14 protein-coding genes and 1 pseudogene are annotated in these 15,452 nt (G+C 74.4%); 10 read left to right on the forward strand and 5 right to left on the reverse strand.

The annotated features are described in order from the left end of the window. The 6 genes from ACXJKA_RS19495 to ACXJKA_RS19520 form a co-directional block, all read left to right on the forward strand. The coding region (locus ACXJKA_RS19495; RefSeq protein ID WP_456826852.1) for a M15 family metallopeptidase at window positions 1–502 on the forward strand (502 nt) is incomplete at its 5' end. A 65-nt stretch (window positions 503–567) separates the two neighbouring features. After that, window positions 568–1,728 carry an AAA family ATPase gene (locus ACXJKA_RS19500; RefSeq protein WP_456826853.1) on the forward strand — a complete coding sequence of 387 codons (1,161 nt, stop codon included), beginning with the start codon at window positions 568–570 and terminating at the stop codon, window positions 1,726–1,728. Between the two features lie 65 nt (window positions 1,729–1,793). Then, window positions 1,794–2,231 (forward strand): OsmC family peroxiredoxin, encoded by a 438-nt coding sequence (locus ACXJKA_RS19505; protein ID WP_456826854.1) that lies wholly within the window; start codon window positions 1,794–1,796, stop codon window positions 2,229–2,231. 213 nt (window positions 2,232–2,444) lie between these two features. Next, the gene (locus ACXJKA_RS19510; protein WP_456826855.1) at window positions 2,445–5,429 is read left to right on the forward strand and encodes an FAD-binding and (Fe-S)-binding domain-containing protein; all 2,985 of its coding nucleotides are present in this window, start codon (window positions 2,445–2,447) and stop codon (window positions 5,427–5,429) included. 43 nt (window positions 5,430–5,472) lie between these two features. Next, entirely contained in the window at window positions 5,473–5,769 is a 297-nt protein-coding gene (locus ACXJKA_RS19515; protein WP_456826856.1) for an MTH1187 family thiamine-binding protein, read from the forward strand. Window positions 5,770–5,941: 172 nt separating this feature from the next. Continuing rightward, window positions 5,942–7,267 carry a restriction system modified-DNA reader domain-containing protein gene (locus ACXJKA_RS19520; RefSeq protein ID WP_456826857.1) on the forward strand — a complete coding sequence of 442 codons (1,326 nt, stop codon included), beginning with the start codon at window positions 5,942–5,944 and terminating at the stop codon, window positions 7,265–7,267. A gap of 7 nt (window positions 7,268–7,274) precedes the next feature. On the opposite strand, the gene ACXJKA_RS19525 is transcribed toward ACXJKA_RS19520, so the two are convergent. Together ACXJKA_RS19525 and ACXJKA_RS19530 are read right to left on the reverse strand one after the other, a co-directional pair. Continuing rightward, entirely contained in the window at window positions 7,275–8,246 is a 972-nt protein-coding gene (locus ACXJKA_RS19525; RefSeq protein WP_456826858.1) for an alpha/beta hydrolase, read from the reverse strand. Continuing rightward, the gene (locus tag ACXJKA_RS19530) at window positions 8,243–9,202 is read right to left on the reverse strand and encodes a zinc-binding dehydrogenase (protein WP_456826859.1); all 960 of its coding nucleotides are present in this window, start codon (window positions 9,200–9,202) and stop codon (window positions 8,243–8,245) included. Before ACXJKA_RS19530 ends, ACXJKA_RS19525 begins: the two co-directional genes overlap by 4 nt. Before the next feature lie 45 nt (window positions 9,203–9,247). On the opposite strand from ACXJKA_RS19530, the gene ACXJKA_RS19535 reads away from it, so the two are divergent. Both ACXJKA_RS19535 and ACXJKA_RS19540 read left to right on the forward strand, forming a co-directional pair. Further along, window positions 9,248–9,934 carry a DUF5995 family protein gene (locus tag ACXJKA_RS19535; RefSeq protein WP_456826860.1) on the forward strand — a complete coding sequence of 229 codons (687 nt, stop codon included), beginning with the start codon at window positions 9,248–9,250 and terminating at the stop codon, window positions 9,932–9,934. A gap of 117 nt (window positions 9,935–10,051) precedes the next feature. Further along, window positions 10,052–10,534: a hypothetical protein gene (locus ACXJKA_RS19540; RefSeq protein WP_456826861.1), complete on the forward strand. Its 483-nt coding sequence runs from the start codon at window positions 10,052–10,054 to the stop codon at window positions 10,532–10,534. Window positions 10,535–10,538: 4 nt separating this feature from the next. On the opposite strand, the gene ACXJKA_RS19545 is transcribed toward ACXJKA_RS19540, so the two are convergent. The 3 genes from ACXJKA_RS19545 to ACXJKA_RS19555 are packed head-to-tail and all read right to left on the reverse strand — an operon-like array spanning window position 10,539 to window position 13,938. Further along, window positions 10,539–11,246: a maleylpyruvate isomerase N-terminal domain-containing protein gene (locus ACXJKA_RS19545; protein WP_456826862.1), complete on the reverse strand. Its 708-nt coding sequence runs from the start codon at window positions 11,244–11,246 to the stop codon at window positions 10,539–10,541. Between the two features lie 25 nt (window positions 11,247–11,271). After that, the gene (gene metX, locus ACXJKA_RS19550) at window positions 11,272–12,549 is read right to left on the reverse strand and encodes a homoserine O-acetyltransferase MetX (protein ID WP_456826863.1); all 1,278 of its coding nucleotides are present in this window, start codon (window positions 12,547–12,549) and stop codon (window positions 11,272–11,274) included. 6 nt (window positions 12,550–12,555) lie between these two features. Beyond that, complete coding sequence (locus ACXJKA_RS19555) at window positions 12,556–13,938, reverse strand: bifunctional o-acetylhomoserine/o-acetylserine sulfhydrylase (RefSeq protein WP_456826864.1); 1,383 nt, start codon at window positions 13,936–13,938, stop codon at window positions 12,556–12,558. A 321-nt stretch (window positions 13,939–14,259) separates the two neighbouring features. Here ACXJKA_RS19555 and ACXJKA_RS19560 point away from each other — a divergent pair, with 321 nt between their 5' ends. Both ACXJKA_RS19560 and ACXJKA_RS19565 read left to right on the forward strand, forming a co-directional pair. Next, window positions 14,260–14,721, forward strand: coding sequence for a hypothetical protein (locus ACXJKA_RS19560; protein WP_456826865.1), 462 nt, complete (start codon window positions 14,260–14,262; stop codon window positions 14,719–14,721). Between the two features lie 165 nt (window positions 14,722–14,886). Beyond that, window positions 14,887–15,452: pseudogene (locus ACXJKA_RS19565) on the forward strand (NlpC/P60 family protein); the annotation flags it as partial.

Consider the following 15,452-nt stretch of genomic DNA (forward strand, 5'->3'; position numbering starts at 1 on the left):
GGCAGCGGCGCAGGCCGCCGCCGACGCCGCTGCGGCCGCGCAGGCACAGGCCCAGGCCGAGGCCGACAAGGCCGCCCAGCGCGCCGCCTGGAAGCAGTCGCTGCAGGGGTACGCCAACGGCAAGATCCCCGACTCCGCGCTCTGCGGCGTCGGCTTCGACGCCTCGATCCGGCTGCGCTGCGACGCCGCCGAGCAGCTCGACGTCCTGAACGCCGCCTATAAGGAGCAGTTCGGCGCCGACCTGGTGGTCAACGACTCGTACCGGTCGTACGCCGGCCAGGTGATGTGCAAGCGCACCAAGGGCTACCTGTGCGCCGCACCCGGCACGTCGAACCACGGCAGCGGCATCGCGGTGGACCTGGGCGGTGGCATCGACTMGTTCGGGACAGCCCAGCACCGCTGGATGGACGCCAACGCCCCGGGCCTCGAGTGGGTGCACCCCTCGTGGGCCGAGCGCGGCGGCAGCAAGCCGGAGGCATGGCACTGGGAGTACGCGGGCTGACCTTCGCCCGCATTTCCCCCGCGGGGACGGGCTCGACGCACCGCCGCGGCCCTACGATCGGGCGCATGAGCACCTCGGCCGAGCCGGGGCGGACGTGGCCCCTGGTCGGCCGTGCCGCCGAGCTCGACGACCTCGACAGCCTGCTGTCGACCGCCGCCGACGGCGTCGGCGTGACGGTGCTCCTCGAGGGTGAGGCCGGCGTCGGCAAGACGAGCCTCGTCGACGCGATCCGCGGCTCCGCCCGGCTGCTCGACGTCGACCTGCGCACCGCGCAGGCGTCGGCGATGCGCGGCTGGCCGTTCGCCCTGCTCGCCGACGCGCTCCTCCTCCACTCCAGCCGCAGCGCCGGACGCGGACAGGTCGAGGCCGAGCTCGCCGACCTGCTCGAGGCCATGCACGCCGACCCGGCCCACTCGGTGCCGCGGCACGCCCGCGCGGCCGAGCTGTTCGCGGCGCTGCTGCGTCGGCGCGGCGACGCCCGGCCGTGGGCCCTCGTGCTCGAGGACGTGCACGAGGCCGACGCCGCCTCGCTCGAGGTCCTGCTCCAGCTCGCGCACGAGGGGGCCGTGCCCCGTGCGCTCGTCGTCCTCACCATGCGGCCGGTGCCGTACCGGCCCGAGCTCGCGGCCGTCGTCGCTGCCTGGACACGGGCCGGCGCGCAGTACCTCGAGCTCCGCCCGCTCGCCGCGCGCGCCACGATCGAGCTCGCCGAGAACCTCGTCGGCGGCCCCGTCGGACCCTCGCTGCGCGGCACGCTGGCGACGACGGGCGGCAACCCGCGGCTCGTCGCCGACGTGGTGCGCACGGCCCGCTCCGCCGGCGCGCTGGTCTCGTCCGACGGCGTCCTGGACACCACCGGCGTGGGCTGGCTGACGCCGCTCGACGAGGTGGTCCGCCGGCGCGTGGAGTACCTGGGATCCGACGTGCTCACGCTGCTCGGGCAGGCCTCCGTGCTGGGCACGTCGTTCGTCATGGCGGACCTGGCGACGCTCGCGGGCGACCCGGTGGCGGACTGCTGGCGCACGCTGCGGCACGGGCTCGCCGCCGGGGTGGTGCGGGCGCGCGGCGACCGGCTCGTGTTCGGCCACGACCTCGTGCGCGGCGCCCTGTACAACGGCCTGGAGCCCGACGAGCGGCGCGCCCTGCACGCCCGCGCGGCCTGGGCCCTGCGGCAGGCCGGTGCGCCGTCGCAGATCGTCACCGGCCACCTCGAGCGCGCGCGCTGATCCGCCCGGCTGCTTAACGTGGAGGGGCGGGCGGTCGCCCGCGTCGTCACACCGAAGGAGCACCCATGGCCACGCGCACCTCTCGCACCGCCTGGAACGGGACCCTGAACGAGGGCAGCGGCCAGGTCGAGCTCACCAGCTCCGGCGTCGCCACCCTCGACGTGTCCTTCCCCAAGCGCACGGCGGAGAACGCCGACGGCACGACGAGCCCCGAGGAGCTCATCGCCGCCGCGCACTCCTCCTGCTTCGCCATGCAGCTGTCCGGCGTGATCGCCGCGGCCGGCGGCACGCCCGTCGCGCTCGAGGTCAGCGCCGACGTGACCCTGCGCCCCGACCCCGCCGGTGGGCTGCGCATCAGCGGCATCGTGCTCACGGTCCGCGGCGAGGTCGAGGGCCTCGACGCCGACGGCTTCGCCCAGGCCGCCGAGACCGCCAAGGCCACCTGCCCGGTCAGCAAGGCCCTGACGGGCACGGACATCACGCTGCACGCCTCCCTGGCATAACCAGCCGGCTCCCACTCCATCCATCCCCTCGCGCAACGTCCGCAGATTCGGCCGCCTGAACGCTCGATCCTGCGGACGTTGCGGGGATGGAGCCGTGACGTCCGCGGATTCGGTCGCCGGGACGCTCGATCGTGCGGACGTCGCGACGTTCCACGTTTCGGTGAGGCGTGCGGGTCAGGGCGTTGCCGATGGGAGACTGCCCCCGTGGTGGCCGTGACCGAGACACTGGCGGGGGATCCGCGCACGCCCGACAGCGCCGAGGTCGTGCAGGCGCTGCGGTCCGCGCTGCGCGGAGTCGTCGACGACAGCACGCGCCGCCGGGCCGAGTACTCGACGGACGCGTCGAACTACCGCGTGGTCCCGCAGGTCGTCGCGTTCCCGCGGGACACGGACGACGTCCTCGCGGCTCTCGCGGTGACCAGGGAGCTCGGCGTCCCCCTGACCGCGCGCGGCGGCGGCACCTCGGTGGCGGGGAACGCCGTCGGCACCGGCGTGGTGCTCGACTTCTCGCGGCACGTGAACCGCATCCTCGAGATCGACCCCGACGCGCGGACCGCCAGGATCGAGCCGGGCGTGGTCATGGCGAGCCTGCAGAAGGCCGCCGCGCCGCACGGCCTGCGCTTCGGCCCGGACCCGAGCACGCAGGCGCGCGCCACCCTCGGCGGGATGATCGGCAACAACGCCTGCGGTCCCCGCGCGGTCGCCTACGGGCGGACCGCGGACAACGTGCTGGCGCTCGACGTGGTCGACGGCACCGGCCGCCGGTTCGAGGCTCGCTCTGGTGCGGGTGCGCTCGACGTCGTGCCGGGTCTCGACGAGCTCGTCCGCGCCCACCTCGACGTCCTCCGGACCGAGCTGGGCCGCTTCGGCCGGCAGGTCTCCGGCTACTCCCTCGAGCACCTGCTGCCCGAGAAGGGGACCGACCTGGCCAAGGCGCTGGTCGGCACCGAGGGGACGGTCGCGACGCTGCTCGGCGCGACGGTCCGGCTGGTCCCGATCGCCGCCGCGCCCGTGCTCGTCGTGCTCGGCTACCCCGACATGCCCACGGCCGCCGACGCCGTCCCCGCGCTGCTCGCGCACGCGCCGCTGGCCATCGAGGGCATGGACTCCCGGCTGGTCGACGTGGTCCGTCGCGTCCGCGGCGCCGCTGCCGTGCCCCCGCTGCCCCCGGGTGGCGGCTGGCTCATGGTCGAGGTCGGGGGCTCCGACCTCGACGAGGCCCTGGACCGGGCGCGCGCGCTCGCCTCCGACGCGGGCAYCGACGCCGTCGGCCTCTTCCCGCCGGGACCCGAGGCCGCCGCGATGTGGCGGATCCGCGAGGACGGCGCCGGGCTCGGCGGCCGCACGCCGTCGGGCGAGCAGGCCTGGCCCGGCTTCGAGGACTCCGCCGTCCCGCCCGAGCGGCTCGGCGCGTACCTGCGCGAGCTCGAGGCGCTCATGGCGTCGCACGGCGTCGACGGGCTGGCCTACGGGCACTTCGGCGACGGCTGCGTGCACCTGCGTCTCGACATCCCGCTGGAGCGGTCCGGAAACCCGCTGCGCGCGTTCATGACCGACGCCGCGGCGCTCGTCGCGACCCACGGCGGCTCCCTGTCGGGCGAGCACGGCGACGGCCGCGCGCGCTCGGAGCTGCTGCCGGTCATGTACTCGTCCCAGGCGATCGACCTGTTCGGGGCGTTCAAGGACCTGCTCGACCCGCGGGACCTGCTCAACCCCGGGGTCCTGGTCCGGCCGCGTCCGCTCGACGCCGACCTGCGCCGCCCGTGGGCGCGCCCGCTGCTCGCCGACGGCCACGGCTTCTCGTTCGCGCACGACGCCGGCGACCTGACCACCGCGCTGCACCGCTGCGTCGGGGTAGGCAAGTGCCGGGCGGACAGCACCGCGACCGGCGGGTTCATGTGCCCCTCGTACCTGGCGACGAAGGACGAGAAGGACTCGACCCGCGGCCGCGCGCGCGTGCTGCAGGAGATGGCGAACGGCACGCTCGTCGCCGGCGGCTGGGGATCGCCCGAGGTGCACGACTCGCTCGACCTCTGCCTGTCCTGCAAGGCGTGCTCGTCGGACTGCCCCGCGGGCGTCGACATGGCGCAGTACAAGTCGGAGATCCTGCACCGTACATATCGCGGGAAGCTGCGGCCGACCTCGCACTACGCCCTCGGCTGGCTGCCCCGCTGGGCGCGGCTGATCACGGGCATCCCGGGCCTCGCGGCGCTCACCAACAGCGTGCTCGGCATCCGACCGGTCGCCAAGGTGGTGCTCGCGGGCGGCGGCATGGACACCCGGCGGCAGATGGTCACGTTCGCCCGGCAGCCGTTCCGGGCGTGGGTCCGCGGGGAGGGGCGCGACGCGGTGACGCTCACCGGCCGGCATGACGACGCCGTCCGCCCGAGCGAGCGTCCCGGCCACCAGTTCCTCGGCCGCCCCGGCAAGGGGACCGGTGGCTCCGCGGGCAAGCGGCCGCGGGTGGTGCTCTGGACCGACTCGTTCTCCGACACCCTGTCGCCGTCCGTCGCGCAGGCGGCCGTCGCCGTCCTCACCGACGCCGGCTACGAGGTGCTGGTCCCGCAGGGCAACGCCTGCTGCGGCCTGACGTGGATCAGCACGGGCCAGCTGGACGGCGCGAAGAAGCAGCTGACGCACCTGCTGGGCGTGCTCGGGCCGTTCGCGGTCAACGGCATCCCGATCGTCGGCCTCGAGCCGTCCTGCACCGCGGTGCTCCGCTCCGACCTGCTGGACCTGCTTCCCGACGACCCCCGCGCGGTCGCGGTCGCGCGCGAGACGCGCACGCTCGCGGAGCTCCTCACCGCACCGGCGCCGATCGGCCCGGGCGACCGCTGGCAGGTGCCGGACCTCTCCGACGTCACCGCCGTGGTGCAGCCGCACTGCCACCACTACTCGGTGATGACGTGGACGGCCGACCGCCGGCTGCTCACCGACGCCGGCGCGCAGTTCTCGGCGCTCGCGGGCTGCTGCGGGCTGGCGGGGAACTTCGGCATGGAGAAGGGGCACTACGACGTGTCGGTCGCCGTGGCCGAGAACGCGCTGCTGCCTGCCCTGCGCGACGCCGCTCCGGGCGACGTCTACCTCGCCGACGGGTTCTCGTGCCGCACCCAGGCCGACCAGCTGGCCGGCGTGCAGGGGATCCACCTGGCCGAGCTGCTCGCGGCCCGTCTGCCGGCCCAGGTGCCGACGCGCTGAGACCGGTTGGACACGTCCGTCCGCGCGCAGCAGGCTGGGCGGCATGCTCGTCGCCTTCTCCGTCGCCCCGCTCGGTGCGGGCGAGTCCGTGACCGCCGCCGTCGCCGATGCCGTGCGCATCGTCCGCGAGTCCGGGCTCCCCAACCGCACCGACTCGATGTTCACCACGCTCGAGGGGGAGTGGGACGAGGTGATGGACGTGGTCAAGCGCGCCACGGAGGCGGTCGGCCGGCACGGCAACCGGGTCAGCCTGGTGCTCAAGGCCGACATCCGGCCGGGCCACGACGGGGAGCTCACGGGCAAGGTCGAGCGCGTCGAGGCGGCCCTCACCCACGAGTGACGATGGCGGCTCTCCCGGCGCCTGGGTCGGGGCGTCCGGGTGATGTGACCGATCTCCTGCGACGAGGTCGGACAGACGGGCTGACGGCTCCAGCGCGCTGTGGGACAGTGTGGTCGCGAGCGCGCCGGCGGGGCGCGCGGCCGCACGACGGGACCGCGGAAGGCCAGGACAGATGCCCATCTTCGAGCTCGACGAAGGCCGGCCGCGCCTCGTCCAGCCGATGCAGCCGCTCACCGGCTCCTTCGCGCAGGAGTGCGCGTCGCTGCTGACGCACCACCTCGCCGCCATCGCCGGTGAACCCCTCTTCGCGGTCCGTTCCCGCACCGCCGCGCCCGACCACGCCGACCTGCCCGAGCTGCTCGCGCTCGACGCGACGGGCCGCGCGGTCGTCATCGACGTCGTGCAGGTGGTCGACGACGACGCCGTGATCTCGGCCCTCCGGCACGCCGGCGCCGCGTCGCGGATGACGACGACCGACCTGGCGCGGGCGTACCACCCGGACCCCAGCCGGTTCGCCGTCGACTTCGCGGCGTTCCGCGAGCAGGCCGCGTTCGGCACGCAGACCAGCCGGCGCGAGGGCGTGCGGCTCATCCTGCTGTGCTCGGAGGTCGCGGCCGAGGCCGGCGACACCCTCGGTTTCCTGCGCGGACCCGGCCGGCACGTGGACGTGCTGCAGGTGGGCGTCGTGCGCGGCGTCGACGACCGCCGCCTGCTGGACGTCTCCCCGCTGGCCACGCACGAGGGCGCCCGCCGGTCGGTCGAGCCGACGGCGCTGCGCCTGGTCCGCTCGAGCGAGGGCTTCGCCGCGAGCCCGGCCCCGAACGTCCCCTACGAGCCGCGGACCGTGCCGCCCGCCGCCGCCTCACGCAAGCCGCAGTCCGGTGAGCTGCGCGCCGTCACACCACCGCCCGCCGCCCCCGGCCCGCCCGCGCCGACGCCGCTGCGTGCGCCGGAGCCCGCGGCGGAGGACAAGCCGCGGCACGCGATCCACGAGGCCCCGACGACACTGACGCCCGTGGTCGGCCTGCGGTTCGGCGCCGACCAGGTGGTGCCGCGCACGCCGCCGCGGGACCCCGAGGAGGTGGCCGTCCCGCGCCCGTTCGTACCCGTCTCGGCGCCGCTGCCCATCTCGTCGAGCTTCCCCACGCCCGCGGCCGACCTGCCGCGGCCACCTCAGACCACCGAGGCGATCCCCCCGGTCCCCGACGCGGTCGCCGACGCCGACCTCCGCGCGCTGCCCGAGCTGGCGACCCTGGCGAAGAGCCGCCGCGCGATCACGACGCTGGTGTGGGTTCGCGCCCGCCGCGGCCAGCGCCTGGTGGCGATGCTGCGCACCGACGGCCTGATCGAGCTCCCGAGCGGCGAGGTGTACGCCCACCCGGACGACGCGGCCTCGGCGGCCGTCGAGGCCGAGAACACGGTCGACGGCTGGCGCGCCTGGCGCCTCGGCGAGGGCGGCCCGACGCTGGCCGAGGCCACGGGCGTCGTGCGCCCCTAGGGTCCGCTCAGCCCCATCCGTACGCGGCGGCCCAGCGGTCGATCTCGGCGTAGAACGTCGCGCGCACGGGCGGCGGCGACAGGGCCAGGTCGTGCAGGCCGTCGCGGATCCGCACCACGGTCACGTGCGTGCCCAGCTGCACCGCCCGGCGAGCCAGCAGCTCGACGTCGAGCACGACGTCGGCGTGCCGCATGTCCTCGCTCCACCGCGGGCTGATCACCGTGCGGCTCGAGGCGAGCATGAGGATCGGTTGCTCGACCGACAGGCCGCGGGCGACCCGACCGTGCCCGCTCATGATCGCCTGCAGCCACCCGGCCCGGACGGGGAACGACGGCGTCGGCCGCCAGCGGGTGTCGTACGTCCACTCGCCGCCGCTCGCGCTGCTCAGCGTGCGGGCGTAGTACCCGGGGTCGATGTTGGGCAGCGGTGCCTTCGGCTGGAACCGGGCGATCCGCGAGACGGCCGGGGCGCTGATGTGCCGCAGCACCGACGAGCCCTGCAGCTCCAGCCACGGGCTGTTGAGCACGAGACCGCTGAGCTCGCCCGGGTGGCGGTCGGCCCAGAGCGCCGCGACGAGCCCGCCGGTCGAGTGGCCCATCACCATGACCCGGGCGCGCACCCCGAGGTCGCCGCGCACCACGTCGAGCGACGCCTCGATCTCCTCGTCGTACGTGTGGAGGTCCGTGATGTACCCGGGCGTCTGGCCGGGGCGCAGGCTGCGGCCGTACTTGCGCAGGTCGAGGGCGTAGAACGCGACGCCCCGGCCGTGCCAGTACTCGGCGAGCCCGGTCTGGAAGAAGTAGTCGGACCAGCCGTGGAGGTAGAGGACGGCGCGCGACGGGCGCAGAGGCCGGGGCGTCGCCGGGGCGTAGCGGACGAGGCTCGCGACGACGTCGCCCTCGTCGTCGGGCCGCAGCACGAGCGTCCGCACGCCGTAGTCGGGGCCGAGGACGTCGTCGGCCCACTCGTCGCCGGTCAAGGCTCGAGCACGATCTTGCCGAACTGGTCGCCACCCGCCAGGCGTCGCACGGCGTCGCGTGCGTCGGCGAGCGGGAACGTCGAGTCGACCAGCGGGCGCACCCCCGTGCGCGCCAGGAACGCGAGCAGGTGCTGCAGGTCGTCGCGCGTGCCCATCGTGGTGCCGACGACGCTGATCTCCTGGAAGAAGATCCGGGTCAGCTCGGCCGGCTCGGCGTCGCCGCTGGTCGCACCCGCMACGACGATCGTCCCGCCGGGCCGGACGGAGCGGACGGAGTGCGACCAGGTCGCCTTGCCGACGCTCTCGAGCACGACGTCGACGCGGGGCACGCGAGCCCCGGTCTCGACGGCCGCCGCCGCGCCGAGCGACAGGGCCTGGGCGCGGCGCTCCTCGGACCGGCTGGTCACGATGACCTCGAGCCCGGCGGCAGCGCCGAGCAGGATCGCCGCCGTGGCAAGCCCACCGCCCGCGCCCTGCACGAGCACGCGCTGGCCGGGGGTGGCGCCGCCGGACCGGAAGAGCATCCGGTAGGCGGTCAGCCAGGCGGTCGGCAGGCACGCCGCCTCGACGAACGACAGCCCGGCGGGCTTGTCGACGAGGTTCCACGTGGGCACCGCGACCTGCTCGGCCAGGGTGCCCGGGTAGCGCTCCGACAGCAGGCTGCGCGGTTCGTCGGCCCCCACGCCGTGCCCCCAGGCCCCGCCGATGACGCCGTGCACGACGACCTCGCGCCCGTCGGCCGTGACCCCGGCGGCGTCGGTGCCCAGGATCATCGGCAGCTGCTCGGCGCGGATGCCGACGCCGCGCAGCGTCCAGACGTCGTGGTGGTTGAGCGCGGCGGCGCGGACGTCGACCACCGTCCAGTTCTCCCTGGCCTGCGGGGCGGGCCGCTCGCCCACCTCGAGGCCGCTGACGGGGTCGTCGGGCGAGAACCGGGCGGCGTAGGCGGCGATCACCGCCTCAACGTATCGGCCGAGCGCCGGTGATGTGATGCTGGGCGGGTGACCTCCAGCGCCGTCATCGGGAACGTCGTCGCTGACATGGACCGGCTCCGGGCGGGCTGGTCGGCGCACGACGGCCTCGGGGTGTTCCTCGACGTGTACCGGCAGGTCACGGCCCTGGTCGCGACGAAGGTCACCGACCGGACGTTCGCCGACCACACCTTCGTCGAGGACCTCGACGTGCGGTTCGCCGGCCTGTTCCTCGACGTCCCGAGGGACCTCGCGGCGAACCGACGGGTGTCACGGGCGTGGGAGCCGCTGGTGGAGCGCCGGGCGAACCGGGGCGTCCAGCCGGTCCAGTTCGCGCTCGCCGGGATGAACGCGCACATCAACCACGACCTCGCGCTGGCCGTCGTCGCCACCTGCCAGGCACGCGGCACCGCGCCCGAGACGGGGTCGATCCACGCCGACTTCGAGAAGGTCAACGCGATCCTGGCTCAGGTGGTCCGGCCGATCCGGCGGTCGTTCCTCGACGCCGAGGTGGTCCGGCTGGGCGCCGGGGCGTCGCCGCTCGCGGACCTCGTCTCGAACTTCTCGATCGACAAGGCGCGCGACGCCGCGTGGGTGTCGGCGCTGACGCTCTGGCACCTGCGCGACATCCCCTTCCTCGCGTCCGCCGCCCGCGACACGCTCGCGCGCACGGTCGGGCTGGTGAGCCGCCAGCTGCTCACCGTCGTCGAGGTGTGAGGTTCCCCCGCGGCAAGGCCCTAGGTTCACGGACATGGACGACGACGGCCTGCTCACGGTGGGCCAGCTGGCCCGTCGGTCCACCGGACCGACCACCTTCTCGAGGACGGAGCACCCATGACCGTGCAGGACACCACGCCGGCCACCACGCAGGACGAGCGCCGGCTCGCCGTCGACCAGTTCAACGGGGTCTGGCGGCTGCTCGAGAACGAGGACCGCACGGTCGAGGACGACGACCGGATGGTCCACATGGCGCACGCGTCCCGCTACCACTGGGGGCAGGTCGGGGCGCCGGAGAACCGCAGCCGCGGCGAGTGGCAGGTCTCGCGGGTCTACGCGGTGCTGGGCCGCGCCGAGCCGGCGCTGCACCACGCCCGGCGCGGGCTGGAGATCTGCCAGGCGCACAGCATCGCCGACTGGGACCTCGCCTACGCCTACGAGTCGCTGGCCCGGGCCCACGCCGTTGCCGGCGACAAGGAGCAGACCCGCGCGTGGACCGAGCAGGCGCTGGCCGCGGCGGACGAGATCGCCGAGGACGACGACCGCGAGCTGCTGCTGTCCGACCTGGAGTCGATCCCGGGCCAGCCGCGGTTCTGGTGAGCCGTCAGAGGATCGGGAGCATCCGGCCGAGGTCCGGGACCCCGTCGGACGTGTAGCGCGGGTGCAACGCCTCGGCCAGCACGTCGACGTCGTACGGCTGCCGTCCGGCGGCCAGACGGACCCACGCGCGGGCGTCGGCGATCTCGAGGCTCCAGCCGCCGCGCGCGACGACGATCTCGAGCAGAGCGTCGGCCACCAGCTGCAGCGCGCCCGGGTCCACCGGGTCGGTAGCGGCCGGCACGGATCGCGCGAGGTCGTCCGCGTGGATGACCAGCTCGAGCACCCGCGACACCGCCATGGTGCTGAGCAGCACGGGCCCTCGCCGCGCCTGCACCACGAGGTCGTCCGGGCCGAGCTCGTCGAGCCGCGCGAACGCCGCCTGGGCGCGGGCGTCGACCTCGGCGAGCGGGTCGTGCGCGATATCGACGGCCAGGTTCCGCGTCGTCTCGGCGATGTCCGCGGCCCGACCGGCGTACGTGCCGACGTACTCCGCGAGGCTCAGCGGAACCGTGCCGTCCGCCAGCGGGACGCAGACGGCCAGCGCCTCCATCGCGCGGCCCAGGTGCGCGACCAGCTCCGCGACCGTCCAGCCGGCGAGGACCGACGGTTCACCGGCGACGTCGTCGTCGACCACGAGCTCGACCCAGGGCCGCAGGCGGTCCCACTGGGCGTGCAGGGCGGTGCGGGCGTCGGCGAGCTCTCCGGAGGGCATGGCGCCCATCGTGCCGCACAGCAGGTCAGCCGGCCTGCTCCAGGAACTCGCGCACGTACGCGCCGACCAGGTCCTCCTCGATGAGGAAGCCGTCGTGGCCGTAGTCGGAGTGGATCGTGTGCAGCTGCGCGCCGCGGATGCCGGCCGCGATCCGCTCGGACTGGGCCGGCGGGAACAGCCGGTCGGAGTCGACGGCGACCACCAGGGCGCGGGCAGTCACCGACCCGAGGGCCTCGCTCACCCCGCCGCGGTCGCGGCCCAGGTCGTGCGTGATCATCGTGCGGGTGAGAACCACGTAGGTGTTGGCGTCGAACCGTCGGGCCAGCTTGTCGCCGTGGTGGTCCAGGTAGGACTGCACCGCGAACCGTCCGCCCTCGAGCGGCTCCTCGCCGCCCTGCGGGATGCGGCCGAAGCGCAGGTCGAGCTCGAGGGGGCTGCGGTACGTCTGGTGCGCGATCTGCCGCGCCAGGCCCAGGCCCACGTGCGGTCCCTCGCCGTCGGGGGCGTCGTAGTAGTCGCCGTCGCGGTAGTGCGGGTCGGCGCGGACGGCGGTCAGCTGCGTGTGGAAGCCCGCGATCTGGTCGCCCGAGGTCTGGGCGGCGGTCGCGATGGCGGCGAGCGCCTCGACCCGCTCGGGGGCGCTCGCGGCCCACTCGAGCACGCGCAGCCCGCCGAGTGACGCGCCGATGACCAGCGCCCATGTGTCGATGCCCAGCAGGTCGGCGAGCCGGATCTCCGCGGCGACCTGGTCGCGGACCGTCAGCAGCGGGAACCGTCCGCCCCACGGCCGGCCGTCGGACGCCGGCGACGACGGCCCGGTCGAGCCCTGGCAGCCACCGAGCACGTTGGGCGCGACGACGAACCAGCGGTCGGTGTCGATCGGGGCGCCCGGCCCGACCATCGACTGCCACCACCCGGCCGTCGGGTGCCCCTCGCCCGCCTCGCCCGTGACGTGCGAGTCGCCGGTCAGTGCGTGCAGGACGAGGACCGCGTTGCTGCCGTCCTCGTTGAGCTCGCCCCACGTCTCGTACGCCAGCCGCACCGCCGGCAGCCGTCCGCCGGACTCGAGCTTGAGCGGACCGAGGTCGGCGAACTGCCGACGCCCGACCGGGTCGCCGTCGCGCCAGGCCGCGCTCGCAGGCACCGGCGGGCGCCCGGTCTCGGGCGCGCGGGTGGCCAGCGTCCGCGGTCGGGCGGCGGTGAACGTCAGGTCGGGCACGGACTTCCCCTCGTCGGTGGTGCGCGCCGCCGACGCGTCCGTGCCCCGGGCGGGCTCGGACGGCGTCGGCGGCGTCGTGCTCATGCGGTGTCAGGCACCCTTCGCGGCACGGAACCCGGCATCCAGGTCAGCCAGGATGTCATCGATGTGCTCGATCCCGACGGCCAGGCGGACCAGGCCGGGGGTGACGCCGGACAGCGCCTGCTCCTCGGGCGTCAGCTGGCTGTGCGTGGTCGACGCCGGGTGGATGACCAACGAGCGGACGTCGCCGATGTTGGCCACGTTCGAGTGCAGCTCGAGCGCGGAGACGAACGCCTGACCGGCCTCCGTGCCGCCCTCGAGCTCGAACGCCAGGACCGCACCCGCACCGCGCGGCGCGTACTTGAGCTGGGCGGCGTGCCACGGGCTCGACTCCAGCCCGGCGTAGTGGACCTTGACGACGTCCTCGCGGGCCTCGAGCCAGGCGGCCACCTTGACGGCGTTCTCGACGTGCCGCTCGACCCGCAGCGACAGCGTCTCGATGCCCTGCGCGATGAGGAACGCGTTGAACGGCGAGAGCGCCGGGCCGAGGTCGCGCAGCAGCTGCACGCGCGCCTTGAGGATGAAGGAGAGGTTGACCCCGAAGATGCCGCCGACGCCCAGGTCCCGCGCGAACACGAGGCCGTTGTAGGACGGGTCGGGGGTGTTGTAGTTGGGGAACCGCTCGGGGTGCTGCGCGTAGTCGAACGTGCCGCCGTCGACGATCACGCCGCCGATCGCCGAGCCGTGGCCGCCCAGGTACTTCGTCGCCGAGTGCACGACGACGTCGGCGCCCCACTGCAGCGGGTTGATCAGGTACGGCGTGGCCACCGTGTTGTCGACGATGAGCGGCACGCCGGACTCGTGCGCGACGTTGGCCACGAGCTCGATGTCGAGGATGTCGGACTTCGGGTTGGGGATCGTCTCCGCGAAGAACAGCTTGGTGTTCGGGCGGACGGCGTCCTTCCACGACTGCGCATCGTGCGGGTCGGTCACGAACGTCGTCTCGATGCCCAGCTTGGGCAGCGTGTAGTGCAGCAGGTTGTACGTGCCGCCGTAGAGCGACGGGCTGGCGACGATGTGGTCGCCCGCCTCGGCGATGTTGAGGATCGCCAGCGTCTCGGCCGCCTGGCCCGACGCCACGAGCAGCGCGCCGACGCCGCCCTCGAGGTTGGCGATGCGGTTCTCGACGACCTCCTGCGTGGGGTTGCCGATGCGCGTGTAGATCGGGCCGAGCTCCGCGAGCGCGAAGCGCTTGGCGGCCGTGGCGGCGTCCGGGAAGACGAAGGACGTCGTCTGGTAGATCGGCAGCGCGCGGGCGCCGGTGGTCGGGTCGGGCTCCTGCCCGGCGTGGATCTGGCGGGTCTCGAAGCTCCAGCTCTCGTTGCTCACGGTCTCGTTCTCCTCAGCGTTTCTGTGCAGGGGATCCGCGGAGGGGCCTCGGGCAGCCGACATCCGTCCCGCGGAGGGGGAGGGGAGTGGCGCACGGGTCGAGCCGTGGCTCGGGGCGGGTGCGAGGTGCCGTGTGTCGAAGCGGCGACCTGCCCGCGGGCACAGCCGAGCGTGCGCTGGGTCAGCGACACATTCGGCGGGACATGGAGCGAGAGTAGGCCGACGTGTCCGGTCGGCAATACGGCCGTCTCATGATGTGGAAGCGGCGCGACGTGCCGTCCGCCTGACGTTCGTCCTGCGGTCGCGCGCACGACGCGCAAGACATCTGGACGTCCGATGAACTTCCTGCGGTCGCGTCGGCGGGGCGCGCGGGGGAGAGGAGCGGTGGAGGTGCCGGCCGCGTTCCAGCTGTACTCCTTCCTCCACGAAGACGGCGTCTGGTGGCGTCTGCTCAGCCCGAACGGGCGTGGGCTCGCGTGGTCGAGCTCCACCTTCGTCGACGGCGACGAGGCGCGGGCGGCGCTCGCCAGGCTGGTCGGCGACGTCGACGGCCTCGAGCCCGTGACCCGGTTGACCCCCGACCACCGGTGGCGCTGGTCGCTGCGGCGCGATGGCGTCGACCTCGCCCAGGGCATCAGTGCGCAGGACCGTCGGGTGCGGTGCGCCGCCGCGTGCCGGTCCTTCGTCGAGCTCGTGCCCACCGCGACCCTGGCGCCCACGGTCGCGGTGTTCCGCCGACCAGAGGGATCATCCGTCGCTCGGGTCCGCTCGGACCTGGCGCTCGGACCTGGTGCGACGGGCTCGTGCGCGGCCCGAAGAATGCCGATGTCTGAGGCGAACGGGTGATTCGGCCTCGATCGTGTCCGCTTCGTCCCAAAGCACACTCGTGTGACTCGTGGGACTGGTGTGACAGGTGTTCTCTTCTGGGGTTTCCGCAGGTAGCGTCCCTCGAGGACGGCCGCTGGTGGCCGCGCCGCGACGTCGGGGGAGGACGTACAGGTGAGCTGGAGCATGACCACGCGCAGGGCCTCACGGGGCCTGGCCGCCGGCATGCTCGTCGCCACCCTCATGGCCGGCGGTGCCTCCAGCGCCCTGGCCGATCCCACGCCCCCGTCGCAGCAGGACGTCGACCAGGCCAAGGGCGCGGTGAAGAACGCCGAGCGCTCCGTCGCGTCGATGGAGGTCCGGCTCGCCCAGCTGAGCGCCGAGACGGACGCCGCCGACCTCAAGGTCCAGCAGGCCGGCGAGGCCTACACGCAGGCCCTCTCCGACGCCGACGCCGCGCAGCAGACCTGGGACGACTCGGTCGCGCGCTCCAAGACGGCCGACGCCTCGGCCGAGGACGCCCGCCGCCAGCTCGTCGCGATCGCCCGCGAGATGTCCCGCTCCGGCGGGTCGACCGACCTGCTGCAGGCGGTGCTGTCCGCCGACGGCTTCGAGGACGTGGCGCGCCGCACCACCGCGCTGGACCGCATCAGCGGCAAGGCCGACGCGGCCGTGCAGGAGTACAAGGCGACGCAGCTCGTCGCGACCACGCTCGCGGCCCGCGCCGCCGCCGACGCCGCCGAGGCCAAGGC

The sequence above is a fragment of the Cellulomonas sp. P5_E12 genome, assembly GCF_054049315.1.